Origin of the sequence: Noviherbaspirillum sp. (assembly GCF_035254685.1) — a bacterium.
Taxonomy (GTDB): domain Bacteria; phylum Pseudomonadota; class Gammaproteobacteria; order Burkholderiales; family Burkholderiaceae_D; genus Noviherbaspirillum.
The window spans coordinates 103,636-130,057 of sequence record NZ_DATFAI010000020.1; the positions used below are offsets into that span (position 1 = coordinate 103,636).

Sequence of the window (26,422 nt, forward strand, 5' to 3'; positions counted from 1 at the left end):
GAATACATGGAAGCACTCTATCTCCTCGTCCCACTGAGCATCGTCGTGGTCTTCGCAGCGATCTGGATTTTTTTCGCCGCCTCCGACAATGGGCAGTTCGACGACCTCGTCGGTCCGGGGCTGCGCATCCTGCAGGATGACGATCGCCCGGCTATCGGTGATGAGGCCGATGGCAAGCGTCACGACGTGAACAAGCAGTAACTCCCCAGGCAGTTTCTCCACTTCGGCGAGGGACATCTCCCGTCCCTCGCGAAAATCCTTCTCCTCCATACAGACTCGCTGCGTGCTCCGCTGTCGGAGCATACGGCAAACTTTCGTTCGCATTTTTCTACCATCAGGAACGCGGCCAGAGCGATATTTGGTTTTAATCACCCTATGTGCGTCGTGGGCTACTTGATTTCAATCAATTTGATTCATATCAAGGTTTTTCGCGTAGCAGAAATATACCCTGCCCCCATTAGTGTTACTAACCTTGGGAGATCGTACGTGGATACATCACTTAGCTACAACTACAAGGTCGTGAAGCAGTTCGCGATCGCTACTGTAGTGTGGGGCGTGGTGGGCATGCTGGTCGGCGTTTTTATCGCCGCGCAGCTGGCCTGGCCGGCGCTCAACTTCGACATACCGTGGCTGACCTATAGCCGTCTGCGTCCGCTGCACACGAATGCGGTGATTTTCGCATTCGGCGGCAGTGCCCTGTTTGCCACCTCATACTACGTGGTACAGCGTACCGCGCAGGTTCGCCTGTTCTCCAATGCGCTGTCGGCATTCACGTTCTGGGGTTGGCAGCTTGTCATTGTGTGCGCCGCGATCAGCCTCCCGCTGGGTTATACGACCGGCAAGGAATACGCCGAACTGGAATGGCCGATCGATATCCTGATCGCGCTGGTCTGGGTGTCCTATGCAGTGGTGTTCTTCGGCACGCTCGTCAAGCGCAAGGTGCCGCACATCTACGTTGCCAACTGGTTCTTCGGCGGCTTCATCCTCGCCGTCGCGCTGCTTCACATCGTGAACAGCGCCGAGATCCCGGTCACGTTCATGAAGTCCTACTCCGCCTATGCCGGCGTGCAGGACGCCATGGTGCAATGGTGGTACGGCCACAATGCGGTGGGCTTCTTCCTGACCGCAGGCTTCCTCGGCATGATGTATTACTTCATCCCGAAGCAGGCCGAGCGTCCGGTGTATTCCTATCGCCTGTCGATCGTGCACTTCTGGGCGCTGATCTTCACCTACATGTGGGCGGGCCCGCACCATCTGCACTACACCGCGCTGCCTGACTGGACCCAGTCGGTCGGCATGGTCTTCTCCCTGATCCTCCTGGCGCCGTCCTGGGGCGGCATGATCAACGGCATCATGACCTTGTCCGGCGCATGGAACAAGCTGCGCAGCGATCCGATCCTGAAGTTCATGATCGTGTCACTGTCCTTCTACGGCATGTCGACCTTCGAAGGTCCGATGATGTCGATCAAGACCGTGAACTCGCTGTCGCACTACACCGACTGGACCGTCGGCCACGTGCACTCCGGCGCGCTGGGCTGGGTCGGCTTCATTACCATGGGTTCGATCTACTACCTGATTCCGCGCCTCTCCGGCAAGACCGAGATGTGGAGCAAGCGCCTGATCGAAGTGCACTTCTGGGTCGCGACCATCGGCATCGTGCTGTATATCGCCGGCATGTGGATCGCCGGTGTGATGCAGGGCCTGATGTGGCGCGCTGTCAATGCGGACGGCACCCTGACCTACGCCTTCGTCGAGTCGGTCAAGGCAACCTTCCCGTATTACGTGATTCGCATGACGGGCGGACTGTTGTATCTCACGGGCATGATACTGATGGCCTACAACACGTTCATGACTGTGCGCGGCGGCAAAGCTGTTACCGCACGCATCCCCGCAGTCGCCGCACACGCTTGAGTCAAGGAGCTAGGAATGAAATTTTCACATGAATGGATTGAGAAGAACCCCTGGCTGCTGATCACGCTGATCGTGCTGGTGGTGAGCGTCGGCGGCCTGGCAGAAATCGTGCCGCTGTTCTTCCAGAAATCGACCACGGAACCGGTCGCGGGCCTGAAGCCGTATTCGGCCCTGCGCCTGACCGGGCGCGACATCTACGTGCGCGAGGGCTGCTACAACTGCCACTCGCAGATGATCCGTCCGTTCCGCGCCGAGACGGAGCGTTATGGCCACTATTCGGTCGCAGGCGAATTCATCTATGACCGTCCGTTCCAGTGGGGCTCCAAGCGCACCGGTCCGGACCTGGCGCGCGTCGGCGGCCGCTACAGCGACGAATGGCATCGCACGCACCTGAATAATCCGCGCGACGTGGTGCCGGAGTCGAACATGCCTGGCTACCCGTGGTTGGCCACGACGAAGCTTGATCCCGAATCGGCCGCGCCGAAAATGCGTGCACTGCGCAAGCTCGGCCATCCGTACACGGATGAAGATATTGCCAACGCCGCCAAGGAACTGGAAGGCAAGACCGAGCAGGATGCGCTGATCGCCTACCTGCAAGGAATGGGTACCCTGATCAAGGCGAGGTAATCATGGACATCGACAGCCTCTTTTTGAACGCTCGCAGCCTGTTTACCGTGCTGAGCTTCCTCACCTTTATCGGCATCGTTCTGTGGGCATACAGCGCTCGTCGCGCCGCGGACTTCGAGGCGGCAGCGAACCTGCCGTTCGCCGATGAAAAGGACACCCAAGTTTCGGAGAAATAGAAATGGCAGACTTTACAAGTGAATTCTGGAGCGTCTACGTCTCGATGCTGACGCTCCTCGGCATCGCCGGCTGCGCGATCCTGCTCTGGGCGCAGTCCAAGGCAAAGGTCGTGGTGTCCACCGAAGACAAGATGGAAACCACCGGCCACACCTGGGACGAAGGCCTTGCGGAACTGAACAACCCGATGCCACGCTGGTGGATGTGGATGTTCTACATTACCATCGTCTTCGGCCTCGGCTACCTGGCTCTGTATCCTGGCCTCGGATCCTATGCCGGCAAGCTGGGCTGGAGATCCACCGGCGCCTACGAGGAAGAGCTGAAGAAGGCGGACCAGGAGTATGGCCCGATCTTCGCCAAGTACCAGAAGATGGACCTCAAGGCCGTGGCGGCGGATCCGCAGGCGCATGCGATTGGTGAACGCCTGTTCCTGACTTACTGCGCGCAGTGCCATGGTTCCGACGCCCGCGGCAACAAGGGCTTCCCGAACCTGACCGACAACGATTGGCTGTACGGCGGTGCGCCGGAAACGATCGAGGCCACCATCCTCGGCGGTCGCAACGGCATGATGCCGCCGATGGGCGCAGCAGTTGGTTCCGCGAAGGACGTGGAAAATGTCGCGAACTATGTGCTGAGCCTGTCCAATTCGGCGCATGATCCGATCAAGGCTGCGTTCGGCAAGGAGAAGTTCGTGGCCTGCGCGGCATGTCACGGTCCGGACGGGAAGGGCAACCAGGCCATCGGCTCGGCCAACCTGACCGACAAGATCTGGCTGTACGGCGGCAGCAAGGAAACCATCATGGAGACCATCAACAAGGGCCGGACCAACACCATGCCTACGTTCAAGGAATTTTTGGGCGAAGCCAAGGTCCACTTGCTGGCGGCTTATGTATGGAGCCTCTCTAACGAAAAATCGACGGTCGCACAGAAGTGAGGCAGTCCTGGCAGTGAGTAATATCGATGAGTGAACCTGCACCAAAGGTTTCGGTAATACGGATGTACCAGGCTCGCGAGGATATCTATCCTCGCGAGGTGAAAGGCTGGTACGCCAACTGGCGCTGGGTCTGCGTATGGCTGACCCAGCTTGTTTTCTATGGCTTGCCATGGCTGTCCTGGAACGGCCGGCAGGCCGTTTTGTTTGATCTGACGGCACGCAAGTTTTATATCTTCGGCATCGTGCTGTGGCCGCAGGATTTCATCTATCTTGCGCTGCTGCTGATCATCTGCGCCTATTCGCTGTTCCTCTTCACCGCAATTGCGGGGCGGCTGTGGTGCGGATACTCCTGCCCGCAGACGGTCTACACCGAGATCTTCATGTGGGTCGAACGCAAGATCGAGGGCACCCGCAGCGCTCGCATGCGGCTCGACAAGCAGCCGATGTCGCTGGAAAAGTTCTGGAAGAAATCGGCCAAGCACCTGGTCTGGGGCGCCATCGCCCTGTGGACCGGCTTCACCTTCGTCGGCTACTTCACGCCCATCCACGTACTGGTCCAGGAAGTGGGGGCGCTCGGACTCGGGCCGTGGGAGTGGTTCTGGGTGCTGTTCTACGGCTTCGCCACTTACGGCAACGCCGGCTGGATGCGCGAGCAGGTGTGCAAGTACATGTGCCCGTATGCTCGCTTCCAGAGTTCGATGTTCGACAAGGACACGCTGATCATCACCTACGACAAGGAGCGTGGTGATCCGCGCGGCGCGCGCAGCAAGTCGGCAGGGAAGTCCTCCTCGCTCGGCGACTGCATCGATTGCTCCATGTGCGTGCAGGTATGCCCGACGGGCATCGATATCCGCGACGGCCTGCAGTATGACTGCATCGGCTGCGCGGCATGCATCGACGCCTGCAACTCGGTGATGGACAAGGTCAATTCGCCGCGCGGCTTGATTCGCTACTCGACCGAAAACGCCATGCGGAACCGTTTCACGCTGCAGCAGATCCGGCAGCGCGCTTTCCGCCCGCGGGTGCTGATCTACACCGGCATCCTGGTGCTGGTCGTGGCCGGGTTCTTCACCTCACTGCTCACGCGCACGCCACTCAAGATGGACGTGATCCGCGATCGTGGATCGATGGGGCGCGAAGTCGAGGATGGCATGATCGAGAACGTGTACCGCCTGCAGATCATGAACACCGACGAGCGCGCGCATCGCTATCGCATCCGGGTGAAGGGCATCGAGACCATCTCGCTGGTTTCGCCGGACGTGGTCGAGGTGGAAGCGACCGAGTCGCGCGCCGTGCCGGCACGGGTGCGGGTCGAACATGGCAAGGGCGTGGCGGGCTCCAACAAGATCGCATTCGAGCTGGAAGCCCTCGACGACGAAAGCATGGAAGTGAAGGAAAAAGCGGTATTCATCGTGCCGCGATAGTGAAGTGATTGGAGATTGTGATGCAGACTACGGCACCTGTTCTGAACCGCGCCAGTGATACCAAGCCCTGGTACCGTCATCCCTGGCCCTGGCTTCTCATGCTGGGGCCGCTCGTGGTGGTGATCGCCGCGTGCTACACGGCGTGGCTGGCCTACTCGCAGCAGGACGCGCTGGTCGTCGACGACTATTACAAGCAGGGCAAGGCGATCAACCAGGACTTGCGGCGCGATCGCGTCGCGGCCGACATGCGGCTGAAGATGAACATCCGCTACGATGCGGCGGCCGGCGTGCTGGCGGGGACGATCTCCAATCTTGCCCATCCCGAATCGGGCAAGCTTACGATCAGCCTCGTGCATTCGACGCTACCTTCCAAGGACATGCGCCTGGAAGCGCAGCCCGATGCCCAGGGGAATTTTTCCGTGGCGCTGCCGATGCTGGATGTCGCGCGCTGGCAGGTGCTGGTGGAAGGAGAAAAACGGGATTGGCGTCTGAATGGCGAATGGGCCTGGCCGCATGACCGCGCGATCGAGATTCGCGCCGAGGCGCCCTGAGCGGCAGAAGAATCCGGCAAGCCGTTCTCAGAATTCTGAATGTATTCCCGGATTCGGGAAATATTTTTGCAATCAGAATGTTGTGCTGATAGGGCGAGTTGATGTACCTTTTAGGAAAACAATAAGGTACGCAGGGTTTTTCAGCTGAAAGGAGGGTAGGAGGATGGCGCGACTGCTGATGGTCGTTTTATGGCCGTCATTTCTGGTGGCGATAGTCGCGGAAGGTTTCTTTTTCTCGTTGGTCGATCCACGCGATCTGGCATGGTCCAGCATCCACCTCGAGTTGTCGCCCATGGCGGCTTACACGATTGGATTTTTCTGTTTCTGGGTGTTCTGCGCGCTGGCAAGCATGTTGACTTACTATCTTGCCAACACACCGAATGATCGCCAGGCGCCTTTCTGAGCTGATGGCAAATTAAAAAGCCGCAGGATGCGAAAACATCCTGCGGCTTTTTTCATTCCGGGTGGTGTCTCACCCGCGGCAAGTCATCCGCAGCTGCGCGTGCCTGCGGCCACCGCCTTCAAGGTAACGGGATCCAGCAGTTCCAGTTCGCGATTGTTCACCTTGATCCAGCCTTGCTTCTTGAACTTCGACAGCAGCCGGCTGATGCTTTCAATCGTCAGGCCGAGGTAATTGCCGATTTCTTCGCGGGTCATCCGCAACTGGAAGCTGGTGGACGAGTATCCGCGCGCCGAATAGCGCGATGAGAGATTGCTGAGAAAGGCGGCGAAACGCTGTTCGGCGCGCATGTTCCCCAACAAAAGCATGACACTTTGCTCACGCGTGATTTCCTGGCTCATCATGCGATGGAAGTGATGCAGCAGCGCAGGCATCTCGCTGAACAGCGACTCCAGGCGCGCGAACGGAATCTCGCAGACTTCGCTGTCTTCCAGCGCGATCGCATTGCAGTGATGGCGATCCGTGCTGATGGCATCCATGCCGAGCAGTTCGCCGGCCATCTGGAAGCCGGTGATCTGTTGGTCTCCGCTCGGGTTGATCTGGTGTGTCTTGAAATGACCGAGGCGGATCGCGTACAGGTTGGTGAACGGATCGCCAACGCGGTACAGGTGCGCGTCGCGCGGCACACGGCGGCGACGGCCGATGATCTGGTCGAGCTTGTCCATGTCGGACACTTCCAGGCCCATAGGCAGGCAGAGCTGATGCATGCTGCAGGCGGAGCAGCGCGTACGCAGTTCCTGCACATTTACCGGACTCAGTTTCGGGAACGGGATGGGCTGGGTCATATTACCGGAGTTAAGACGATGCGGAATCATGGTGTGCTCGTTGATGGTTTTCATCCAGAAGGACTTTCGCCTCGGCCCTGAATTGAGCCAGGTCAAAAATCCTTATGCAAATCCTGTACCAAGCACCCATTACGTAAACAAGTTGAGAAATCAGGCGCAGATCGCAGCTTTGGCACGAATGGATATGACGATAATGAAGTCTTGCTAACGAGCAAAATTTTTGGTGCCTGACTTCGATCGACTTCTGACGACCGTCATTTTAAGGCGAATCGAAAGACCACACCTAGAGCATCGTTAAACATCACTCATCGGATACAACATGCTGGCTGAACGCGAGATAGAGAGCTGCTACCTGGGACAATTCATCCCTTTGCACTACCACCACAACATGCTGATGGACAGTCGCCGCATGCAGGGCTTCAAGGCCGCGATCGCCCATGCCGTCTTCCCCGGCGCGAAAGTGCTGGAGCTGGGCGGCGGCACCGGTGTGCTGTCATGGTTTGCCGCAGCCAGGGCGGAGAAGGTGTGGTGCGTGGAATTCAATCCGGATCTCGTGGCCGAGGCGCGGCGCCTGCTTTCCCGGAACCGGGAAGGGCACAAGGTCGAGGTCGTGCATGCCGATGCCTTCGACTATCTGCCGCCCGAGCCAGTGGATGTGGTCATTTGTGAAATGATCCACGTCGCGATGTTGCGAGAAAAGCAAGTGGAGATGATCGAGTCGTTCAAGCGCCGCTACCGGGCGCGCTTTGGCGGAAAGCTGCCGGTGTTCGTGCCGGAAGCTGCCATCATGGCAGTACAGCCGCTCGGGCAGGAGTACCGCTTCGAAGGCTACCACGCGCCCATCGTGCAGTTCCAGGAGCCGACGGCCATCGCGCCCGGCAGCATGGAATTCGCCGCACCCGTGGTGTACAGCGTCCTTGATTTTTCACAGCCGTGCGACAGCAGCATCCAGTGGCAGGGGAGCTTCACGATGGCGCAGGATGGCACGGTCAACGCGCTGCGCTTCATCACCAAGAACATCCTTGCCGTGCTGATGGCGCAGGGAACGACGGTCGACTGGCTGAATCACTACATGGTCCTGCCACTGTCAATGCCAGTGCAGGTAATGGCAGGCGATACGCTGTCCGTCCGCTTCCAGTATCGCGCGGGCGGCTCCATTCCTTCCTTGCAGAATGCACTGGAAGTCGAGGTGATCTCCGCTGCGAGCGCTTCAGCCTCGATACGCTCCGTGGATCTGATGCCCGCATGATGCACGCATGAAGTCCGCGCCGGGAACCGCGATTGCGATTCCCGGAATCGCGAGGAACCCCGCTCAACCCTTCTTCAAATTAAGAAAGATATTGAGCGCAAAGCAGACGAGGCCGAGCGTCGCGACGATCTCGGACACGGCCAGCACCGGTATCACCGCGCGCTTGCCTACCAGGAGCAAGGTGAGCGAAATCGTCATCACGGGCAGGGCCAGGTTGGTCAGCCAGAAGTGGAGCGTGGCAAGCCTGCTCGATGCCGCCCACGGAAACACGCTGTAGACCAGGCCGGCCACGGCCATGGTCGCCCATCCGAGCAGGTTGACGTGCGCGTGCACAGGGCGCAGCGTGAAGTCTTCGCTGGCGCCCATGGCGATGCCGAGCACGACGCCGACGATCAGGTAAAGCACGGCCAGTTTCAGCCAGAGAATGCCGACGGGGGACAAGGAATGCTCTCGCCCCTGGAGTGTTGTTTGCATGGAATACCCCTTTGTTGAGAATTACGCGATCTGTTCTTCGTGTTCGAGCGTCTGCGGCACATCCGCTCCCATCAGCTTGCGGGCCGCAACTACGACGGCTTGCGCCTGCGGCATGAATGCCTGTTCGAGCGCATAACTCGACGGTGCCGGCGTGTCGGGGCCGGTGATGCGCATGACGGGAGCTTTGAGCGAGGCAAATGCATGCTCGGCCACGATTGCGCTGATCTCCGCGCCGACGCCGCACATGCGACTGGCTTCGTGGACAACCAGCACGCGCCCAGTCTTGCGCACGGAGCGCAGGATCGTTTCCTCATCGAGCGGCTTGAGCGAGCGCAGGTCGATCACTTCGGCGGAGATTCCCGATTTTTCCAGTTGCGCAGCAGCGTCCATGCAGGTGCCGACCATCTTCGCGTAGGAGATGATGGTGACGTCCGATCCCTCGCGTGTGACGGCCGCTTTGCCGAGGGGGATCACATGCTCGCCTTCCGGCACATCCCCCGGCACATAGCCGAGCGGCATATCGACGAAGAAGAGCACCGGATTGTCGTCGCGGATCGCTGCCTTCAAAAGGCCTTTGAAGTCGGCGGCATTCGACGGCATCACGACCTTCAGGCCGGGGCTGTGCACGAACCAGGCTTCGAGATTATGGTTGTGCTGCGCGCCAACGGTCCAGCCGCCACCGGTCATGGCGATGACCACCATGGGGAAGGAGAACTGCCCGCCGGAGATGTAGCGCAGTTTGCCCGCGCTGTTCACGATCTCGTCCATCGCGAAACAGAGAAAGGGCGCGAACAGCAGATCGACCACGGGCCGCAGCCCGGTGGCCGCGGCGCCCGCAGCGGTGCCGGCGATGATGCCTTCCGCCAGCGGGGTATTGCGAATGCGCTGCGGCCCGAATTCTGCCAGCAGGTCGGCGCGCTTGGTCGCCACGCCTTCGCCGAACATGAGCACGCGCGGATCGCGTCGCATCTCTTCGGCAAGCGCCTGTGTGACGGCTTCGTTCACGGTAATGTGGGACATGGTCGGGCTCCTCAAGCGTAGACGTCGGTGGTGAGTTCGGACAGGGACGGGAAGGGCGAGTCGGCGGCGAAGGCTGCGGCTCGCTCGATGGCATCGGTGACGCGCTGCTGCATCGCTGCGATTTCCGCGCGGGTGATCGCCTGTTGCTGCAGCAAGCGGTTCTGCTGCAGCGTGATCGGTTCTTTCTCGCGCCAGCCCGCCAGTTCCTGCGGATCGACATAGGACTGGTCGTCGGGCTCGTAATGGCCGCGCAGGCGATAGGTAAAGGTTTCGAGCAGATACGGCCTGCCGGTTTCGCGGATACGCGTGATGGCATCCTTTGCCGCTGCATGCACTGCTTCCACGTCGTTGCCATCGACGGTGCGGCTTTCCATGCCGTAGCTGCACGCCCAGTCGCTGACATGCTCGCCTGTCATGGTCTCCTTGCGATGCACATAGGCCTGCCACTGGTTGTTTTCGCACACGTAAAGGATGGGCAGCTTCCACACGCTGGCGAGGTTCAGCGATTCATGGAAGATGCCTTCGCACGCCGCGCCGTCGCCGAAGAAGCAGGCCACGATGCCGTCCTGCGCGAGCATCGACATCGACAGTCCGACGCCGGTCGCCAGCGACAGTTCGCCGCCGACGATGGTGGAGGTCAGTATCACGCCGAATTCCTGCGCCGAGATGTGCAGTGATCCGCTTTTGCCCTTGCAGTAGCCGGTGCTGCGCCCCATGACTTCCGCCATCATGCGGCCGGGGTCTGCACCGCGTGCCAGCAAATGGCCGGCGCTGCGATGGTTGGTCAGGATGCGGTCGCCGGCGCGCAGCGCGCGCACCACGCCAACCGCCGAGGCCTCCTGGCCCACGGCGGTGCAGGTGCCTGCCACGCCGGTGGATTGCAGCGCTGCGAGCTTTTCTTCATAAGCCCGGATCAGCATCATGCATTCGAGCATGGATGCCGGGCTGTTGCCGTTCGAAATCTGGTTCATGTTCGTCCTTCATCGGATGGGTCAATCGGATGTGCGGACGAAGTCTACTGTGCGCCGCAGCGAAAAAATCGCCGGTTTCGCGGCTTAAGAATTTTTTAGGATTTATTGAATGAAGTTTTAGGAAAGCGCGTGCCGGCGATCTCAGGATCGTGGACAGGCGTCAATAAAGAAGAGGTCGAGACTGGCTGAAAAGCTGCCGCACGCCAACAAGCGCGGCCGTTTTCATTCTTCGGCAAGCCTGATCGGCCGGTCGACCTGCAGCCGGAACCGGCCGCGTCCGGTCTTTTCGATCCGGAGCGGCGCGTTGCGTTCTACCAGCCGCTTTCCGAGCAGGATCAGGCGTGCTTCGAGATTGTCGCTGACGTCAGGCAGGCGCACACGGGAATCGAGGCGGAGTTCACGATTGGTGAATTCCGTGCGCTGCCTGTCGGCATAGTCGCGCAGCAAGGTCCAGAAGATCGAGCCGGCAACACCCTTGATGAGGTAGTCGTCGCCGAGGAAGACGCTGTCGTTTTCGGGGAAATGCCGAACCAGCAGCGGCGCGCCGCCGGGCAGGTCGGGCTCCGGATCCGGCAACGGCGCCTCCTCGCCATTCTCCGCCGTGCTCTGCAAGAGATGGATCGCCATGCCAAGCTGGCCGGCGAGGCTGACCAGTGCGTCCTCGTCGTCGTAGCTGAAGCGCAGGTCGCGCGGGCTCTCGACGTAAAGTACGCCGAGCAGGCGTTGCGATGCGAGGATGGGCACCGCGAGCTGGCTGCGTGATTCGCGCAGGCCGGGCAGCGGGATTTCGGTTTCCAGCGCGCTTGCCCAGTTGCTCTGCTCGGTGCTTTCGCGGATCGCCCGGCCGTAGGCATATTCGGAGCTCATGTGGCCGATGCGGATCGGAGTGCGCTCGCGCGCAGCCACGCCGATCACGCCTTGGCCGAGGGGGATTTCGGAGCCGACGCCGGACTGTTCGTAGCCCTGGCTGGCGACGGTGTACAGGCGCTGGCTGGCCTCGTCGAACATCAGGATCATGGTGTGATGGATGCTGAACTGCTGGTCAAGGCAGAGGAGCGTCTCGGCGAGAAGCCGTTCCAGATCGGCGCATGGCGCGAGGCGTTCGGTGCAGGCGCGCAGCGCGGACAGCAGGTTGCGCTGCGGCGGCGGCGCGGGCAGCGATTCGCCGGGCAGGCGTTCGATCTCCAGTACCTGGAACACATCCGACCCGAGCAGGCGGAACACGCCGCCCATGCCGGTATGCGAGGCGATGCCGGCCAGTTTCGCCTTCATGCTTTCGAACAGCGGGCCTTGCGTTTCGGTCCGCAGGTATTGCAGTGAAAGCCTGTACTGTGCGGCCGTCAGCGGGCTGGTCACGACCAGCGCCGCGCGCGGATTGGCCATGATGTTCTGCCGTGTCTTGTTGAAGAACTGGTAGGACAGCGCAACGTGGCTGCTGTCGACATACTGCACCTGCGACAGGTAGGCGATGTTCGGCGTGCCGTCCGGGCATGCGGTGGCGACGGTGCCGGGGATCACTCCTTCCAGGCATTCGCGGATGGCGTCCACGGTCAGCGTCATGAGCGCCTCTGCAGGGGTTCGCCGGCGCGCGGCCCCGGTGTCTGCGAGTACGCTTCGGTCGGCGTAAAGTCCAGGCGCACGAGGTCGGAAGCGGGACGCGAGAGCAGCATGCGGACCAGGCTGTCCCTGTGGCCAATCGGCGCGAGCTGACGTGTAAAGGCTTCGATGTAGGCAGCGACGACCGACAGGTCACCCTCCGCAAGTTCCGCGACGGTGGCATCCCGGCCCTTGACCTGCACGGTGCGGTGCGTGGGCGGCTCGCTGAAGACAGCGGCAATGGCACGGTTCTCGCGCACGCACCGCAGGACCGGCGCGGCCTGCGAAGCCGAGATGAAGATGGCGATCCGTCGCCGGTCCGGCGCGACGCGGCAACCGGTGGCGCGCGCCAGGGTGGGGATGCAGTGAGCGTCGCAGGCAGCAACACTGATGCCGACGCCGCCCTGCATGAAGGCGGCGTGGTCGGCATCGATGAGCGGGTCGGGGTCTGGCGTCATTGGGCGTGTCGCATGAAAAATGAATGTATGACAATATTATCCAACTTGCACAGATAATAGCTTTGAATCGACAGTACGTCACTCATGAGACCGGGCGGGCGGTCGTGTTAGAGTGTCGCCATGAGTAAATTGACACTGGATCGCATCCTGCAATCGCAGGGTTTCGGCTCGCGCAAATGGTGCCGCGAGCTGATCACGGACGGGGAAGTCACGGTCGCCGGCGCAAAGGTGACGGACTACCGGCAACTGTTTGAGACCGATGGCCTCGAATTCACCGTGTACGATGAACCCTGGCTTTACAGGGAACATATCTACATCGCGCTGAACAAGCCGTCCGGTTACGAATGTTCGCGCAAGCCCAGCCATCATCCCGGCGTCCTGACGCTCCTTCCGGAGCAATTCACCTGGCGCGATGTGCAGCCCGTCGGCCGCCTCGACCACGACACCACGGGCCTGCTCCTGATGTCCGACGATGGGGCGTTCATCCACGCGCAAACCTCGCCACGGCGCCACATTCCGAAGGTCTATGTTGCCACTACGGATACCCCGGTGACCGGCGCCCTGATCGAACAGCTTCTCTCGGGAGTGCAGCTGCATGACGAGCCGGCGCCCATTGCCGCAAGCTCCTGCCGGCAACTCGGGGACCGGGAGATCGAAATCGTGCTGGAGCAGGGGAAGTATCATCAGGTCAAGCGCATGCTCGCCGCGGCGGGCAACCATTGCGCGGCACTGCGCCGGACCGCCATCGGCAAGCTGACGCTCGGGATGCTGGATCTTGACGCGGGCGAATGGCGCTACCTGGAGCAGGCAGAACTCGACCTGCTGGTTCCGGAGTGATGCTTTGCACGGGCTTCCTGGCCTGCGTGAAGTCCGTTGTATAGATAGTTGACGTTCGTGCACAAACTTGTTTCGGCTGCGATACGATTTACGGCTAAACTACTGATCAACCTTAGTTGAACCACGACAGGTATGGCAGAGACAGAATACAAGCGTCTGATTCAATCCGCGAAAGACAAAGCGCTGTTCGGCTTTTTGGCTGCCGTGCAGCGTTCCATGCAGGATGCGGACAAGGGTATTGTCGACCGGCTCCTCGCCGCGAAATCGGGACTGGATCAGACCGCGTTGACGTCGGTCCGACATTTCCTGCGGCAGGATGGAAACATCTTCCTGCGCCGGGTCGATACGCTGTTCCGCAAATATCTCGACCGCGCAGTGCAGACAATGTATGTCGACCTTCGCTCCGGCATGCGCAAACTGTCCGCCGACGAGCTGTCGCTGATCGATGATGAAGTGGTCAGCCACCAGATCGAAGTCGGCCGCCTGACGGAGCGCATGCGCGAAGCGAACGAGGAAGCCATTGGACGGCTGAACGTGATGATCAGCCAGATGCACGGACAGCATGAAGCCCGCGAACGCGAAAATCCGTTTCGCCCCTACCTGCTGGCGCGCGCGCTGTATGAGGCCGTCAAGGAATCGGTCAGCGACGATGCCAAGGCCCGTCTGCTGTTCGAGCATCTCTCCAATGCGATGGTCCAGCATTTGCCCGGCTATTACAGCGCGATCCGCGACGTGTTCGAATCGGCCGGCATGCGCGGCAGGTTCGTGGCGCAGCAGTCGCGCGCTGCGCACAACCAGCGCTACTTCGGCGCTCCGCCCGGGGCGTTGCCCGATCAGATCAGCGCGCGCATCGTCCCCAGCTTGCAGCGCATGTCGGAAACGATCGGATCCGAATCCAAGGGCGCCGATGGCAAATCCACGGCAGGCGACAAGGACCAGCCGCCGACGGTGCAGGACTTTATCCGGAAAATGTTCAGCCCTTCCCGGGGGCAGCCCGGCGACAGCCGCATGACGGGCATAACGGGCACGGCAAGCAATCCGCTGGTCGCGCAACTGAACAAGTACCAGAAGATGGCCGCGCAGGGGCAATCCGTCAGCGATGACCTGCAGCCGGGACAGAACCAGCTGGCTGCATTGCGCGACAAGCTCGACCTTGGCGCCGCATCCACCATGGAACGCATGACTGTCGAAGTCGTTGCCATGCTGTTCGAGTTCATCCTCGAAGACGAGCAGATACCGGCGGAGCTGCGTGCGCTGATCGGGCGCCTGCAGATACCCATCCTGAAGGCTGCGATCCTCGAGCCGGAGCTGATGCATGATGAAGGGCACCCGTCGCGCCAGCTCTTGAACCGGATGAGTTCGGCTGCAGTCGGCGTTGACGTGTCATCGGCAGCGGGACAACAACTGGCAGGCGAAATCGGGCGCCTTGTGCGCCGGATTCTTGACGAGTTCGATTCCAGCACGGCGATATTCGCCCTCAGCGTGCGGGAATTCGAGCAGTTCCTGGCGAACCACTTGAAGCGGGATGACAGCCTGACCGAGCGCGGCATCGAAGCCGTGGAGGCTGCGGAGAAGTACAGCGTCCTGCTGACCAACACCACCAATACGCTGTGCGATGTGCTGTTGCCGCTCAACGCGGATAAGGGGATCTCCGATTTCATCATCCATGTCTGGCCGCATGTGCTGGTGCAGGCATCATGGCGCGACCTGGAAAAACAGGTGCAGCTGGAGCAGGCCGACAGCCTGTTCCAGCAATATCGCACTGTGCTGCCCGAGCTGCTGTGGAGCATCCAGGAGAAGCAGAATCCCCAGGAGCGAAGCACCCTGATGCGCCTGCTTCCGCCGCTGGTCAAACGCTTGCGCGAAGCGCTGGCCATGGTACAGTTGCCGGAGGATGAGAGCACACAGATTCTCGATCGGCTCGTAGCACTCCATACGCAGGTGCTGCGCGGCGCGGCCGGCGGCGCCGGCAAGGAGCTTTCCAGCCTCGACGATTTGCGCCAGGTGTTTTCACGACTGGTGGTGAGCTGGGATCGCGCGTCATGGGGACTGGGCGAACCGCCCCAGCCGCGTACCGCGATCATCGAAGAGATATTCGGAAGGTTCGGACTGCAGGCTGAACTCAGGCTGGACGTGAAATCGGCGGCCACCTCGGCGCCGGACCGGGAATTCCTCGCGCAAACCTATCTCCTCGGCACACGCGTGGAACTGCGTGCGGCCGACGGAGGCATGCAGCCGGGACAACTGGTCTGGGTCAGCACGCATCGCTCGCTTTACCTCTTCAAGCGGGAAAGCGACGGCAGCCTCATCCTCTACACCTTCGCGTCGCTGCTGGAAGCGCTGAACAACGAGGAAGTCATTCCGGTCGAGTATGCGCCGGTCTTCGAGCGGGCGGTGGAATCGCTGCTCTTCGGCGCGGGGAACATGAAGGATACGGTACTGTAAGTCCCCGGGAGGCGCCGGCTCTGGCGCTTCCGGTCATTTGACGATCCGGTAGCACGGATTGTATTTCTTCCCCGGCAGCTTCATGCGGTGCTGCGATACGAACGAGGCCAGCAACGCATCCATCGGTTCCATGATGCTCGGCTCGCCGTGGATCTCGAAGGCGCCGTGCTGTTCGATGGCGCGGATTCCCTGTTCCTTCACATTGCCGGCGACCACGCCGGAAAACGCCCGGCGCAGGTTGGCGGCGAGATGATGCCGTTCCTGATTCTTCTGCAGGTGCAGGTTGCGCATGTTCTCATGCGTCGGCAGGAAGGGCATCTGGAATTCATGATCGACCTTCAGCAGCCAGTTGAAGTAGTAGGCGTCGCTGGTCTCCTTGCGGAATTCGCGCACTTCCTTGATCCCCGCATGCATTTCCTGTGCGACCTTCGCCGGGTCGTTGATGATGATCTTGTAGCGTTTCTGCGCTTCCGGCCCCAGCGTCGCACCAATGAACTGGTCGATCTGTTCGAAATACGCCTTGGCCGTGACCGGGCCGCTGAAGACGAGCGGGAAGGGCACTTTTGCGTTGTCCGGGTGGAGCAGGATGCCGAGGATGTACAGGATTTCCTCGGCCGTACCGGCGCCGCCGGGGAAGACGACGATGCCGTGACCGACGCGCACGAAGGCTTCCAGGCGCTTTTCGATGTCCGGCATGATGACCAGGTCGTTGACGATCGGGTTCGGTGACTCGGCGGCGATGATGCCCGGCTCGGTCAGGCCGAGATAACGGCCGTTGACGATGCGCTGCTTCGAATGCGCGATGGTCGCGCCTTTCATCGGTCCCTTCATCGCACCCGGGCCGCAGCCGGTACAGATGTCCATGGCACGCAGGCCGAGCTCATAGCCGACCTTCTTCGAATAGTCGTATTCCTCGCGCGAGATCGAATGCCCGCCCCAGCAGACCACCATGTTCGGATTGGTCATGGGCCGCAGTACGTTGGCATTGCGCAGGATATGGAAGACCGAATCGGTCACGCCTTCCGAGGTGGTGAGATCCAACTTCGGATTGTCATGGATCTCGTCGCTGACGTAGATGACATCGCGCAGCACCGCGAACAGGTGTTCATGGATGCCTTTGATCATCTTGCCGTCGACGAATGCGATGGCCGGTGCGCCCTTGATGTCGAGCTTGATCCCGCGCTCGCGCTGGATGATGCTGATGTCGAAGTTCTTGTAGCGTTCGAGCAATTCCTTGCCGTCGTCGAGCGGACTGCCGCAGTTCAGGACGGCAAGCGAACAGTTGCGGAAGATGTTGTACAAGCCGCCCTGGCTGGTGTCGAGAAGTTTTGTGACCTCGGCTTTGGAAAGAATGTCCAGGCGGCCTTCGGGGGATATCAGGGTGTCAACGACTTCGTGATCCATAGGTGGCGAGATTTCTGCCGGACATGACAAGGCATGCATTCGGCTTGTTCGAAAAAGCAATGGTATGAGTATACACACTGGGCGCGATCGTGGGCATTGCGCCGATAACAAAGTCTGGAGGTGTTGCCGCGATGTGGCCGCAGCGAAGGACGACGTGGGCGAACGTTTGCCGTGCCGAAGCGTCGAATTGTGATGGATTGAAGGCCGCTGAATCCGTTCCGTGGGAAATTGATCGCCAGGGTTGCTTGCTCACCTCCATTCGACAGGAACGCGCAGAGAACATGAACCAGACCAACTGGTCAGACGACGCAGACGAGCAGATGCGCCTCGACGCGCTGAAGCAGTATCACATCCTGGACACCGGACCGGAGCAGCAGTTCGACGACATCGTGACGCTCGTCTCGAGTATCTGCAATACGCCGATGGCGACCGTGTCGCTGGTCGATGAGCACCGCCAATGGTTCAAGTCCAGGCTCGGCATTGCGCTCGACGAGACACCGCGCGAGATTGCATTCTGCGACCATGCGATCAGGCAGACCGACATCTTTGTCATCAACGATGCCACCAGGGATCACCGGTTTTCCGATAATCCGCTGGTGACCGGGCCTCCGTTCTTCCGCTTTTATGCAGGCGCACCGCTGGTCAATCGCGACGGTTTCGTGCTGGGCACGCTCGCTGTGCTCGACGTCGTTCCACGCACGCTGACTCAGGAGCAGCGGCAGGCCATGTCCATTCTCTCGCGGCAAGTCGTGGCGCAACTTGAATTGAGGAGAAGCCTCGATGTGCTGGCGCGGACGATCGAAGAACGGGATCGCACGCAGCAGCAACTGCGCCTGTCGCACAAGCATCTCGAAAACCGCGTTGCCGATCGCACTGCAGCCCTGAACATTGCGAATGCCTCGCTCAAGGCGCAGTTCGAGGAAACTGAGAAACAGGCGGTGCAATCGCAAGCCATTATCGACAGCCTTCCGGGCATCTTCTATGTCTTCGACGAGAATGGAGAATTCGTGCGCTGGAACAAGAATCTCGAGCGCGTTACCGGGTACAGCGGGGAAGAGGTGGCTCGGGCGAGGATGCGCGATTTCTTCGGCAGCGACGAGGACAAGATCCTTGCCGAAGAGAAGATGCGAACTGTGCTGGCTGAAGGAAAGGCTACGCTGGAAGCAGACCTCGTCACTCGCAGCGGAAGGCGCATCCCCTACTACTTCACCGGTGTAAGAATCAATCTCGACGGCAGAGTCTGCTCGGCCGGCATGGGGTTCGATATCACCGAACAGCGGCGGTCCGAGGAATCCTTGCGCTTGCGCAACCGCGCGATCCAGGCGAGCGTGAATGCCATCGTGATCACCGACCTGGAGGGAAACATCGAATACACCAATCCGGCGTTCGAAAGGATCACGGGTTACCCGGTGGCGGAGTCGGTGGGGCGCAACTGCCGTTTTCTGCAGGGCGATGATACGCAGCAGTCCGGTGTGACGGCCCTGCGCGAAGCGGTGCACAAGCGTGAGGAACGCTCGGTCCTGCTGCGCAACTACCGCAAGAGCGGCGAACTGTTCTGGAACGATGTGCACATTGCGCCGGTGCGCGGGCCGGACGGCAAGGTGACGCATTTTGTCGGCGTGCTCAACGACATCACGGAAATCAAGCACTATGAGCAGGAACTCGAACGGCAGGCGAATTTCGATTCTCTGACGGCACTGGCCAATCGTAATGTGCTGACGGACCGGATTCTCCAGGCGATCGCTGCGGCACAACGCAACGGCACGTTCATGACCGTGGGATTCATGGACCTCGACAATTTCAAGTTCATCAACGACAGCCTCGGGCACAACATCGGCGACGAACTGCTCAAGGGTGTTGCGCAGCGCCTTGCCGCCTGCCTGCGTGGCCAGGACACGATCGCCCGCTACGGCGGGGACGAATTCGCCTTTGTGCTGGTGGGGCAGAAGGATGAGAAGTCTATCGCTGCCTTGATGGAGCGCATATTGAAGACCGTCGGGCACCCCTTCGACGTACAGGGGCACAAGCTCTTTGTCAGTTGCAGCATCGGCCTGGCGGCATACCCGAAGGACGGCAAGGATGCCGATACGCTGCTCAAGAACGCGGATGCCGCGATGTATCGCGCCAAGGAGCGGGGCCGCAACAATTTCCAGTTCTACACGCCGGCCATGAACAAGAGGGTGACGGAACGCTTGTCGCTGGAGTCGAAGCTGCGGCAGGCGCTGGCGGGGAATGAATTCGCGCTGCATTACCAGCCCAAGGTCGATCTTCGCAGCGGCCTCATCGTCGGAGTCGAGGCGCTGTTGCGCTGGCACACGACCAGCGGCGGCGTAGTTTCGCCGTCGTCCTTCATTCCCCTGGCCGAGGAAACCGGGCTCATCGTTCCACTCGGTGAATGGGTGCTGTACACCGCTTGCGCACAAGCGCGGGCCTTGCAGGATGCTGGATTTCCTCCGCTGCGCGTGGCTGTCAATATTTCAGCGCGGCAGTTCGAGCGCGAATCACTGGTGAACATGATCCGCGAGGCGCTCGAGACATCCGGCCTCGAGCCGAATTACCTCGAACTCGAGCTGACAGAGAGCCTGGTCATGGAGAATCCGCAGGAAGTCATCAAGATCCTGCACGACTTGAAGGGCATGGGATTGCTGATCGCCATCGATGATTTCGGCACCGGCTACTCGAGCCTTGGCTACCTGCAGCGCTTCCCGGTGGACCGCCTGAAGATTGATCAGTCCTTCGTGCGGGACATCGGCGCCGATCCGAATGATGCGATCATTGCGCGCGCCATCATTTCCCTGGGACACAGCCTCGGCATGAGCGTGATTGCCGAAGGCGTTTCCAGCGTGGAGCAACTTGCTTTTTTGCGCGAGAACGACTGTGATGAAATGCAAGGTTTCCTGTTCAGCCGCGCGCTGCCGATCGATGAGCTGACCTTGCTGCTTAAGGATAACCACAATCTTGGCGCGCATTGACCTGCCATTTTCTTCTTCATGATTTTTCCCTTTGCCATGCTGCTGCGAAGAATGTCGAACCTGTGCGGCAGGGGCGGTCTAATGGGCTGTTGAATAACTGCTGCGCGACGTTTTTCAAGACCCTGCCAAGCGTCACGCAGATCTGACATTGCAATCCGGCCTTTATTCTGAAGCATCATTCTTGCGTTCTAGGAACCTTGCAAACGCGCATGACCGCGGAATGCCTTCGGAGCGCGTGTGTATGCGGGAAGTACTCCTGAAGCAGGAACTCTTGCGGCATTTCATGATCTTTTGTTAAAGCAGTTAACGACAAATCCCGGACGAAGGCCTGTTGCCACTCGACCATTCTCCATCCCAGATGTCCCTTTCAGTTCCTGCCGCATCCGTGCGGCATCAAAGATCGCCGGCAGATAGCCTCGTGGTTCTCCGGCAAATCAACTTGTTGTCGACTCATAAAAAAATCGGCTCTCGGGCCGTCACGCTGCATGGCGCAAGAGATTGCGCCCATGTCAAAGCGCGTTGATAGAAACGGGAGAGCTTATGCCTATTCGATTATTTCGCCTTTCGTTGCGTTTCGTCCTGCCGCTGGCCCTCGTGCTCGGTTTGTTCGCGTACGCAGTGGTCCCGCTCGTGGATAACATGACGCTGCACTGGTTCATGCGGGACCTCGACGCGCGATCGCAGTCGCTCGCCAATGCCTTGCAGGAGCCCTTGCAGGAATATGTGCCGCAACATGCGGAAAAAAAGATCAACCAGTTGTTCGAGCGCTCGCTGCGCGATGAGCGGCTATACGCCATGGGGTTCTGCGATTCCGCAGGCAAGCTGTTGTACAAGACAGTGACCTATCCGCCTTCCCTCGGCTGCAACGTGCATTCGAAGGACGCAAAGAAAGCATCACTGGTGAGATTTCCCCAGGGATCGCTGCATGTATCGGAAAGCGCGCTCGAAAACAACGGGCAGTATCTTGGCAAGCTGATCCTGGTGCACGACATGAGCTTCATCGAGAAGCGCAGCGCCGACACGAAGAAATACATCATCGTGCTGTTCGCCATGATGGCGGTGGTGATTTCGCTGATCACGGTCATTGTCGCGCACCTTAGCTGGCGTGACTGGATGTCCTCAGTCAAGAGTATCCTGCGCGGCGAGATCGGGCCGCGGCCGCAACAACGTTCGACGCCCCCAGAGGTGAGGCCGCTGGAAGGCGATCTGCGCGTCCTGCTGCACGAACTGAACATCGAACGGCGCGCGCAGGATGATGTGACGCACTTGTGGACGCCGGAAAAACTGCGCACTTTGCTGCGCGAAGAACTGGCGGGCGACGAAATTCTGGTCGTGTCGAACCGTGAACCTTACCTGCATTCGCGCACACGCAAGGGAATCGAAGTGCAGCGGCCGGCCAGCGGGCTGGTGACAGCCGTCGAGCCGGTGATGCGTGCCTGCTCGGGAACCTGGATCGCGCATGGCAGCGGCTCGGCCGATCGCGAGACCGTCGACCGCAACGATCGCGTACCGGTCCCGCCGTCCAATCCTTCCTATACCTTGCGCCGCGTATGGCTCACCAAGGAAGAAGAGCAGGGCTATTACTACGGATTCGCCAACGAGGGCTTGTGGCCGCTGTGCCATATCGCGCACGTGCGGCCGGTGTTTCGCTCGTCGGACTGGGACCAGTACGTGATGGTGAACCAGCGGTTTGCCGATGCGGTGATCAAGGAGGCGCGCACCGACGATCCGGTGGTGCTGGTGCAGGACTATCACTTTGCATTGCTGCCGCGCATGGTGCGCGAAGTGCTGCCCAAGGCGACCATCATCACCTTCTGGCACATTCCCTGGCCGAATCCGGAATCCTTCGGCATCTGTCCATGGCGAGAGGAAATCCTCGAAGGACTGCTGGGCAGCACCATCCTTGGCTTCCATACGCCGTTCCACTGCAAGAACTTCATGGAGACCGTTGACCGCTACCTGGAGACGCGCATCGAGCATGAGGCGTCGACGATTTCCTATGGCGGCAAGCTGACGCAGGTCGAGCCTTATCCGATTTCGATCGCCTGGCCGGAGCCGAATATCATCCAGCCGAGCGTGGCGGAATGCAGGGCGGTGATACGCGAGGAGCACGGCATGCCGCTCGACCATCTGCTTGCGGTTGGCGTGGACCGCCTCGACTACACCAAGGGCATCATCGAGCGCTTCCAGGCGGTAGAACGCATGCTGGAGCTGCACCCGCACCTGGTCGGGAAGTTCACCATGATCCAGATTGCAGCGCCGACGCGCTCCTCGCTGGATGAATACCAGAATTTCGAGGCGCGCGTGCGCATGCTCGTGCAGCGCATCAACAGTCGTTTCTCGAGCGGCAATTACCAGCCCATCATCCTCAAGGCGGAGCATCACGACGCGCAGCAGGTCAACCGTTATTACCGGGCGGCAGACGTGTGCATGGTCACCAGCCTGCATGACGGGATGAACCTGGTGGCGAAGGAATTCATTGCCGCGCGGGATGACGAGCGAGGCGTGCTGGTGCTGAGCCAGTTCACGGGTGCAGCGCGGGAATTGCATGAGGCACTGGTGGTCAATCCCTACCACATCGAGCAGAGCGCCGACGCCTTGTACCGCGCCGTCACCATGCCGGAAATGGAGCAGCGCGAACGCATGCGCAGCATGCGCGCGCTGGTGAAGGACTTCAACATTTACCGTTGGGCCGGCCGCATGCTGCTGGACGCGGCACGGTTGCGGCAGCGCGAACGGATCACAACCAAGATCCGCTCGCACAGCCGCAAGTCGCTGCGACGGGTGGTGTGAGCATGGACCTGCTGTTTTCCGACGCGGGCATGACGCGTCTTGCCGAGGCTGCACAGCCGGGTCTGTTGTGCGCCTTCGACTTTGACGGCACGCTGTCGCCGATCGTGCCGGTGCCGGAACAGGCGCGCTTGCCGGATGAGGTGCGCGAGCGATTGCTGGAACTGTCTCGATACGCGCCGGTGGCGATCATCACCGGGCGCTCGCTGCAGGACATACGCCAGCGGCTTGGCTTCTCGCCGGACTTCCTCGTGGGGAACCATGGCATCGAGGGCGTGCCGGGATGGGATTTCCACGCTGCGCACCTCGAAATGATGTGCAGGGAATGGCTCGCACAATTGTCCGTCGCGATCCGCGAAATCGATCCCGGTATCGGCCTGGAAGACAAGCGATATTCCCTTTCACTGCACTTCCGCCATGCACGCGACCCGGATCGGGCCGCTGCACGACTCGGCGCGATCCTGGAAGAACTGGCGCCGCGCCCGCGCATCGTCACGGGAAAGTACGTGTTCAACCTGGTCGCGCCCGATGCGCACCACAAGGGACATGCGCTGGAACAATTGGTGAAGGCAAGCAAGGCGCGCCGCGCCGTCTACATTGGCGACGACGTGACCGATGAGGATGTGTTTTGTCTTCCTCGGGAAAGCCTGCTCTCGATACGGGTCGAATGTCATCCGGACAGTGCAGCCGAGTTTTACCTGCCGCATTTTCAGGATGTCTTGCCCGCACTGGAACAACTTGCGCAAAAGCTGTGCGATTCCGGCGCGCGCAACTGGCTGCAGGCGGCGGACAGCGTTACTTGAGGCGCAGCCGCGCTATGATGCTGAAACGTGGGTGCGGCGGATCGATGCCAGTAGATGCCAGTAGCCGGTACGCTGCCCGGTGCGATCGTGCGCGCCGCGCACGCGGCACTTTTTTCTGCATCACAAGACCGTAGCACAACAACAATGTGCCTGGCACAAAGCTATCTGAGGTTGGCATGGATGCGACTTTCATTGGTGCGGTTGATATCGGCGGGACAAAAATTGCGACGATCGTCGCGGGCCCGCAGGGGCCGCTTGCGCGGGTGACAGAGCCCACGGTCAAGAGCGGTCCGGAGGATGCGTTGCCGAACCAAGTGATCGCGATGATGGATGCGGCATGCAGGCAGGCGGGCGTCGATCCCGCCGCGGTGAAGACGGCCGGCATCGCTTCCTGCGGTCCGTTCGTGCGCGAACAGGGCTTCCTTGGCCTGTCCACGCCCAATCTTTGCGGCGGGCATACGGCGGCCGTCGACCTGCCTAACGACTGGAATGTGATCCCGGTGGAACGCGTGCTGCGCAAGCGTTTCAACCAGCTTGTCATCCAGAACGACTGCGTCGCTGCACTGGCCGCGGAACGCACCTTCGGCGCGTTGCAGGGCGAGCGCGATTGCGCCTACGCGACATGGAGCACCGGCATCGGTTTCGGCCTGTGCGTGGACGGGCAGATCCTGCACGGCAAGCACGGCAACGCCGGCCACGCCGGGCACATGCTGATGAGCGAGCGCCAGGATGCGCTGTGCGGATGCGGCAACCGCGGCGATCTTGAGGGATTGATCTCCGGGCGCAACATCGGCCGGCGCATGAACATATCGACGGCGGAGTTGTTTCGCGCCGCGCGCAGCGGCGATGCCAGGGCGCGCGAGATCGCCATCGAGGCAGCGCAATGGTTCGGGCGCGCGCTGTACAACCTGACCGCGACGCTGGACAGTCGCGCGTTTGCCGTCGGAGGCAGCGTGTGGCTGCATCACGGCGAGTGGCTTGCGCCCATCGTGCTGGAGGAAATCGAACGGCGCTTGCCGGCGCTGACGAGCGGTGTCACGGTGGTCACGGCGGCGCTGGGGAATCTCGTCGCTGATATCGGAGCGCTCAGCCTTATCATTCCGGCCGACTGGATCGCCGGCTGGCGGGTCACGCAACCTTGGCAAAAACTTGGCGGTTGATTCATGCCGGCGCATCCTTGACGGCGTCTCCTTGCTGTTTTCTATAGACATTTCGCTACTGGGCTGGCGGTAGGCGACACTATTTGCAGCGTCGTTCATGCCATGGGGAACTTTCCTTCTTTTCTTGCGACATAGAAATGACCGTGCTTGCAGCATGGCTTGTTGCATATTTTTTAAGCATCGTCTGCCCCTTTTTGCGAAAGAGTCCCTGTATGTTGATGGCATCCCCGCTGGCAAGCCTGCCGAAAGAATGGCAGATCTGGATCGAGGAAAACCTGGCTCGCTCCTGCGAACCTTCCAGCATGGCGGACGTGATGGTCCGCGATGGCCGGTTCGACCCGCGGCTCGCCTACGCCGCCATCGAGCAGGCGCGCGGCGCACCGGTACGTCAGTCACGCCCGCCGCGCCAGCATCAAGCCTTGCCGGAAATCGATACCAGCGCGAATACCGTGCTGGCAGGCGACCGCGTCGTCGACATCCTCCTCAGCCTCAAGGCTCCGCGCATCGTCCTGGTAGGCAAGCTGTTGGCCGATGAGGAATGCGATGCCTTGATCCACTATGCGGAAACGCGCCTCGAGCGTTCGCCGGTGGTCGCGGATCGCGACGGCAGCAACGAGCTCACTGCGTATCGCACGAGTCGCGGCGCGATGATGCAGCGGAGCGAAACGGAACTGGTGGCGCGCATCGAGGCGCGGCTTGCAGCACTGGTACGCTGGCCGGTCGAAAACGGCGAAGGCATGCAATTGTTGCGTTATGAAAAAGGCAATGAATACCGTCCGCACTACGACTGGTTTGATCCGGCCATGCCCGGGCCGCGCAAGCATCTCGAGCGTGGTGGGCAGCGCGTCGGCACGGTCGTCATGTACCTGAGCGACGTCGAGCAGGGCGGTGGCACCTCCTTCCCGGACATCGGCCTGCAGGTGCAGCCGAAGAAAGGCTCCGCGGTGTTTTTCGCCAATACCGATTCCTTCGGCGAGCCTGACCGGAAGACCCTGCATGCCGGTGAGCCGGTCGAAAAGGGCGTGAAGTTCATCGCCACCAAGTGGTTGCGGGCAGGCGAGTATCGCTGAGCGCAGCCGCAGTTCCCTGATACGCGCGGAGCGCGTTCGCCGCTCCGCCATTTCCTTCCTCCTCCTGCTCCTGGCTTTCCCGATCGTTACGTTTTTCGCATGACGATCGGTACGCCTTTCCGGATTTCCATCCAGCGAATCTCCGTACTTCTTTTCCGGAAAATAAAAAATACTGGTTTTTCAACGGCTTAGCGTGTTCTTGCAATAACGATACACATGGCACGCGAAGTGCTAATACAATGAACAAGGCATTTGCCTCTCATGGATCTTCCGGAAGACACCAGCGGCGAACGAAACGCAAGGCAGG

At 60.6% G+C, this 26,422-nt stretch carries 23 protein-coding genes; 16 read left to right on the top strand and 7 right to left on the bottom strand.

Features of this window, described 5'->3' with window-relative positions; translation table 11 throughout:
• The first annotated feature begins 6 nt into the window (after window positions 1-6).
• From ccoS to VJ698_RS06470, 8 genes are all read left to right on the top strand, one after another.
• The gene (gene ccoS / locus VJ698_RS06435; protein ID WP_324101894.1) at window positions 7-201 is read left to right on the top strand and encodes a cbb3-type cytochrome oxidase assembly protein CcoS; all 195 of its coding nucleotides are present in this window, start codon (window positions 7-9) and stop codon (window positions 199-201) included.
• 285 nt (window positions 202-486) lie between these two features.
• Window positions 487-1,911, top strand: a complete 1,425-nt coding sequence (gene ccoN / locus VJ698_RS06440; RefSeq protein ID WP_324101895.1) for a cytochrome-c oxidase, cbb3-type subunit I — start codon at window positions 487-489, stop codon at window positions 1,909-1,911.
• 15 nt (window positions 1,912-1,926) lie between these two features.
• Window positions 1,927-2,538 (top strand): cytochrome-c oxidase, cbb3-type subunit II, encoded by a 612-nt coding sequence (gene ccoO, locus VJ698_RS06445; RefSeq protein WP_324101896.1) that lies wholly within the window; start codon window positions 1,927-1,929, stop codon window positions 2,536-2,538.
• Between the two features lie 2 nt (window positions 2,539-2,540).
• Entirely contained in the window at window positions 2,541-2,714 is a 174-nt protein-coding gene (locus VJ698_RS06450) for a cbb3-type cytochrome c oxidase subunit 3 (protein WP_324101897.1), read from the top strand.
• A gap of 2 nt (window positions 2,715-2,716) precedes the next feature.
• Window positions 2,717-3,646 (top strand): cytochrome-c oxidase, cbb3-type subunit III, encoded by a 930-nt coding sequence (gene ccoP, locus VJ698_RS06455; protein WP_324101898.1) that lies wholly within the window; start codon window positions 2,717-2,719, stop codon window positions 3,644-3,646.
• Window positions 3,647-3,672: 26 nt separating this feature from the next.
• Window positions 3,673-5,070: a cytochrome c oxidase accessory protein CcoG gene (gene ccoG / locus VJ698_RS06460; RefSeq protein WP_324101899.1), complete on the top strand. Its 1,398-nt coding sequence runs from the start codon at window positions 3,673-3,675 to the stop codon at window positions 5,068-5,070.
• A gap of 20 nt (window positions 5,071-5,090) precedes the next feature.
• A complete protein-coding gene (locus VJ698_RS06465; protein ID WP_324101900.1) occupies window positions 5,091-5,621 on the top strand; it encodes a FixH family protein in 531 nt (176 codons plus the stop codon).
• A 163-nt stretch (window positions 5,622-5,784) separates the two neighbouring features.
• Window positions 5,785-6,024 (top strand): hypothetical protein, encoded by a 240-nt coding sequence (locus VJ698_RS06470; protein WP_324101901.1) that lies wholly within the window; start codon window positions 5,785-5,787, stop codon window positions 6,022-6,024.
• An 83-nt stretch (window positions 6,025-6,107) separates the two neighbouring features.
• Here the strand turns inward: VJ698_RS06470 and fnr are convergent, their stop codons facing one another.
• The gene (fnr, locus tag VJ698_RS06475) at window positions 6,108-6,866 is read right to left on the bottom strand and encodes a fumarate/nitrate reduction transcriptional regulator Fnr (RefSeq protein WP_324102187.1); all 759 of its coding nucleotides are present in this window, start codon (window positions 6,864-6,866) and stop codon (window positions 6,108-6,110) included.
• Between the two features lie 319 nt (window positions 6,867-7,185).
• Between fnr and VJ698_RS06480 the strand changes: the two genes are divergently transcribed.
• Window positions 7,186-8,115 (top strand): methyltransferase domain-containing protein, encoded by a 930-nt coding sequence (locus tag VJ698_RS06480; protein ID WP_324101902.1) that lies wholly within the window; start codon window positions 7,186-7,188, stop codon window positions 8,113-8,115.
• Window positions 8,116-8,178: 63 nt separating this feature from the next.
• On the opposite strand, the gene VJ698_RS06485 is transcribed toward VJ698_RS06480, so the two are convergent.
• The 5 genes from VJ698_RS06485 to VJ698_RS06505 form a co-directional block, all read right to left on the bottom strand.
• Window positions 8,179-8,589 carry a hypothetical protein gene (locus VJ698_RS06485; protein WP_324101903.1) on the bottom strand — a complete coding sequence of 137 codons (411 nt, stop codon included), beginning with the start codon at window positions 8,587-8,589 and terminating at the stop codon, window positions 8,179-8,181.
• Window positions 8,590-8,610: 21 nt separating this feature from the next.
• Entirely contained in the window at window positions 8,611-9,609 is a 999-nt protein-coding gene (locus tag VJ698_RS06490) for an alpha-ketoacid dehydrogenase subunit beta (protein ID WP_324101904.1), read from the bottom strand.
• A gap of 11 nt (window positions 9,610-9,620) precedes the next feature.
• Window positions 9,621-10,580 carry a thiamine pyrophosphate-dependent dehydrogenase E1 component subunit alpha gene (locus VJ698_RS06495; RefSeq protein ID WP_324101905.1) on the bottom strand — a complete coding sequence of 320 codons (960 nt, stop codon included), beginning with the start codon at window positions 10,578-10,580 and terminating at the stop codon, window positions 9,621-9,623.
• Between the two features lie 222 nt (window positions 10,581-10,802).
• Entirely contained in the window at window positions 10,803-12,140 is a 1,338-nt protein-coding gene (locus VJ698_RS06500; RefSeq protein WP_324101906.1) for a GAF domain-containing protein, read from the bottom strand.
• Complete coding sequence (locus VJ698_RS06505) at window positions 12,137-12,634, bottom strand: hypothetical protein (RefSeq protein ID WP_324101907.1); 498 nt, start codon at window positions 12,632-12,634, stop codon at window positions 12,137-12,139. The genes VJ698_RS06500 and VJ698_RS06505 overlap by 4 nt, the downstream gene beginning before the upstream one ends.
• 120 nt (window positions 12,635-12,754) lie before the next feature.
• Between VJ698_RS06505 and VJ698_RS06510 the strand changes: the two genes are divergently transcribed.
• Window positions 12,755-13,471, top strand: a complete 717-nt coding sequence (locus VJ698_RS06510) for a 16S rRNA pseudouridine(516) synthase (protein WP_324101908.1) — start codon at window positions 12,755-12,757, stop codon at window positions 13,469-13,471.
• A 132-nt stretch (window positions 13,472-13,603) separates the two neighbouring features.
• Window positions 13,604-15,916 carry a DUF1631 family protein gene (locus VJ698_RS06515; RefSeq protein ID WP_324101909.1) on the top strand — a complete coding sequence of 771 codons (2,313 nt, stop codon included), beginning with the start codon at window positions 13,604-13,606 and terminating at the stop codon, window positions 15,914-15,916.
• Window positions 15,917-15,949: 33 nt separating this feature from the next.
• Here VJ698_RS06515 and ppnN read toward each other — a convergent pair whose 3' ends face one another.
• Window positions 15,950-17,320 carry a nucleotide 5'-monophosphate nucleosidase PpnN gene (gene ppnN, locus VJ698_RS06520; protein ID WP_324101910.1) on the bottom strand — a complete coding sequence of 457 codons (1,371 nt, stop codon included), beginning with the start codon at window positions 17,318-17,320 and terminating at the stop codon, window positions 15,950-15,952.
• Between the two features lie 281 nt (window positions 17,321-17,601).
• Here ppnN and VJ698_RS06525 point away from each other — a divergent pair, with 281 nt between their 5' ends.
• From VJ698_RS06525 to VJ698_RS06545, 5 genes are all read left to right on the top strand, one after another.
• Complete coding sequence (locus VJ698_RS06525) at window positions 17,602-20,292, top strand: sensor domain-containing phosphodiesterase (RefSeq protein WP_324101911.1); 2,691 nt, start codon at window positions 17,602-17,604, stop codon at window positions 20,290-20,292.
• A 540-nt stretch (window positions 20,293-20,832) separates the two neighbouring features.
• Window positions 20,833-23,085 carry a trehalose-6-phosphate synthase gene (locus VJ698_RS06530; protein WP_324101912.1) on the top strand — a complete coding sequence of 751 codons (2,253 nt, stop codon included), beginning with the start codon at window positions 20,833-20,835 and terminating at the stop codon, window positions 23,083-23,085.
• Window positions 23,086-23,087: 2 nt separating this feature from the next.
• On the top strand, window positions 23,088-23,885 hold the full coding sequence (otsB, locus tag VJ698_RS06535; protein WP_324101913.1) for a trehalose-phosphatase: 798 nt from the start codon (window positions 23,088-23,090) through the stop codon (window positions 23,883-23,885).
• 176 nt (window positions 23,886-24,061) lie between these two features.
• Window positions 24,062-25,045: an ROK family protein gene (locus tag VJ698_RS06540; RefSeq protein ID WP_324101914.1), complete on the top strand. Its 984-nt coding sequence runs from the start codon at window positions 24,062-24,064 to the stop codon at window positions 25,043-25,045.
• Between the two features lie 212 nt (window positions 25,046-25,257).
• The gene (locus tag VJ698_RS06545) at window positions 25,258-26,115 is read left to right on the top strand and encodes a 2OG-Fe(II) oxygenase (protein WP_324101915.1); all 858 of its coding nucleotides are present in this window, start codon (window positions 25,258-25,260) and stop codon (window positions 26,113-26,115) included.
• Window positions 26,116-26,422 lie beyond the last annotated feature (307 nt).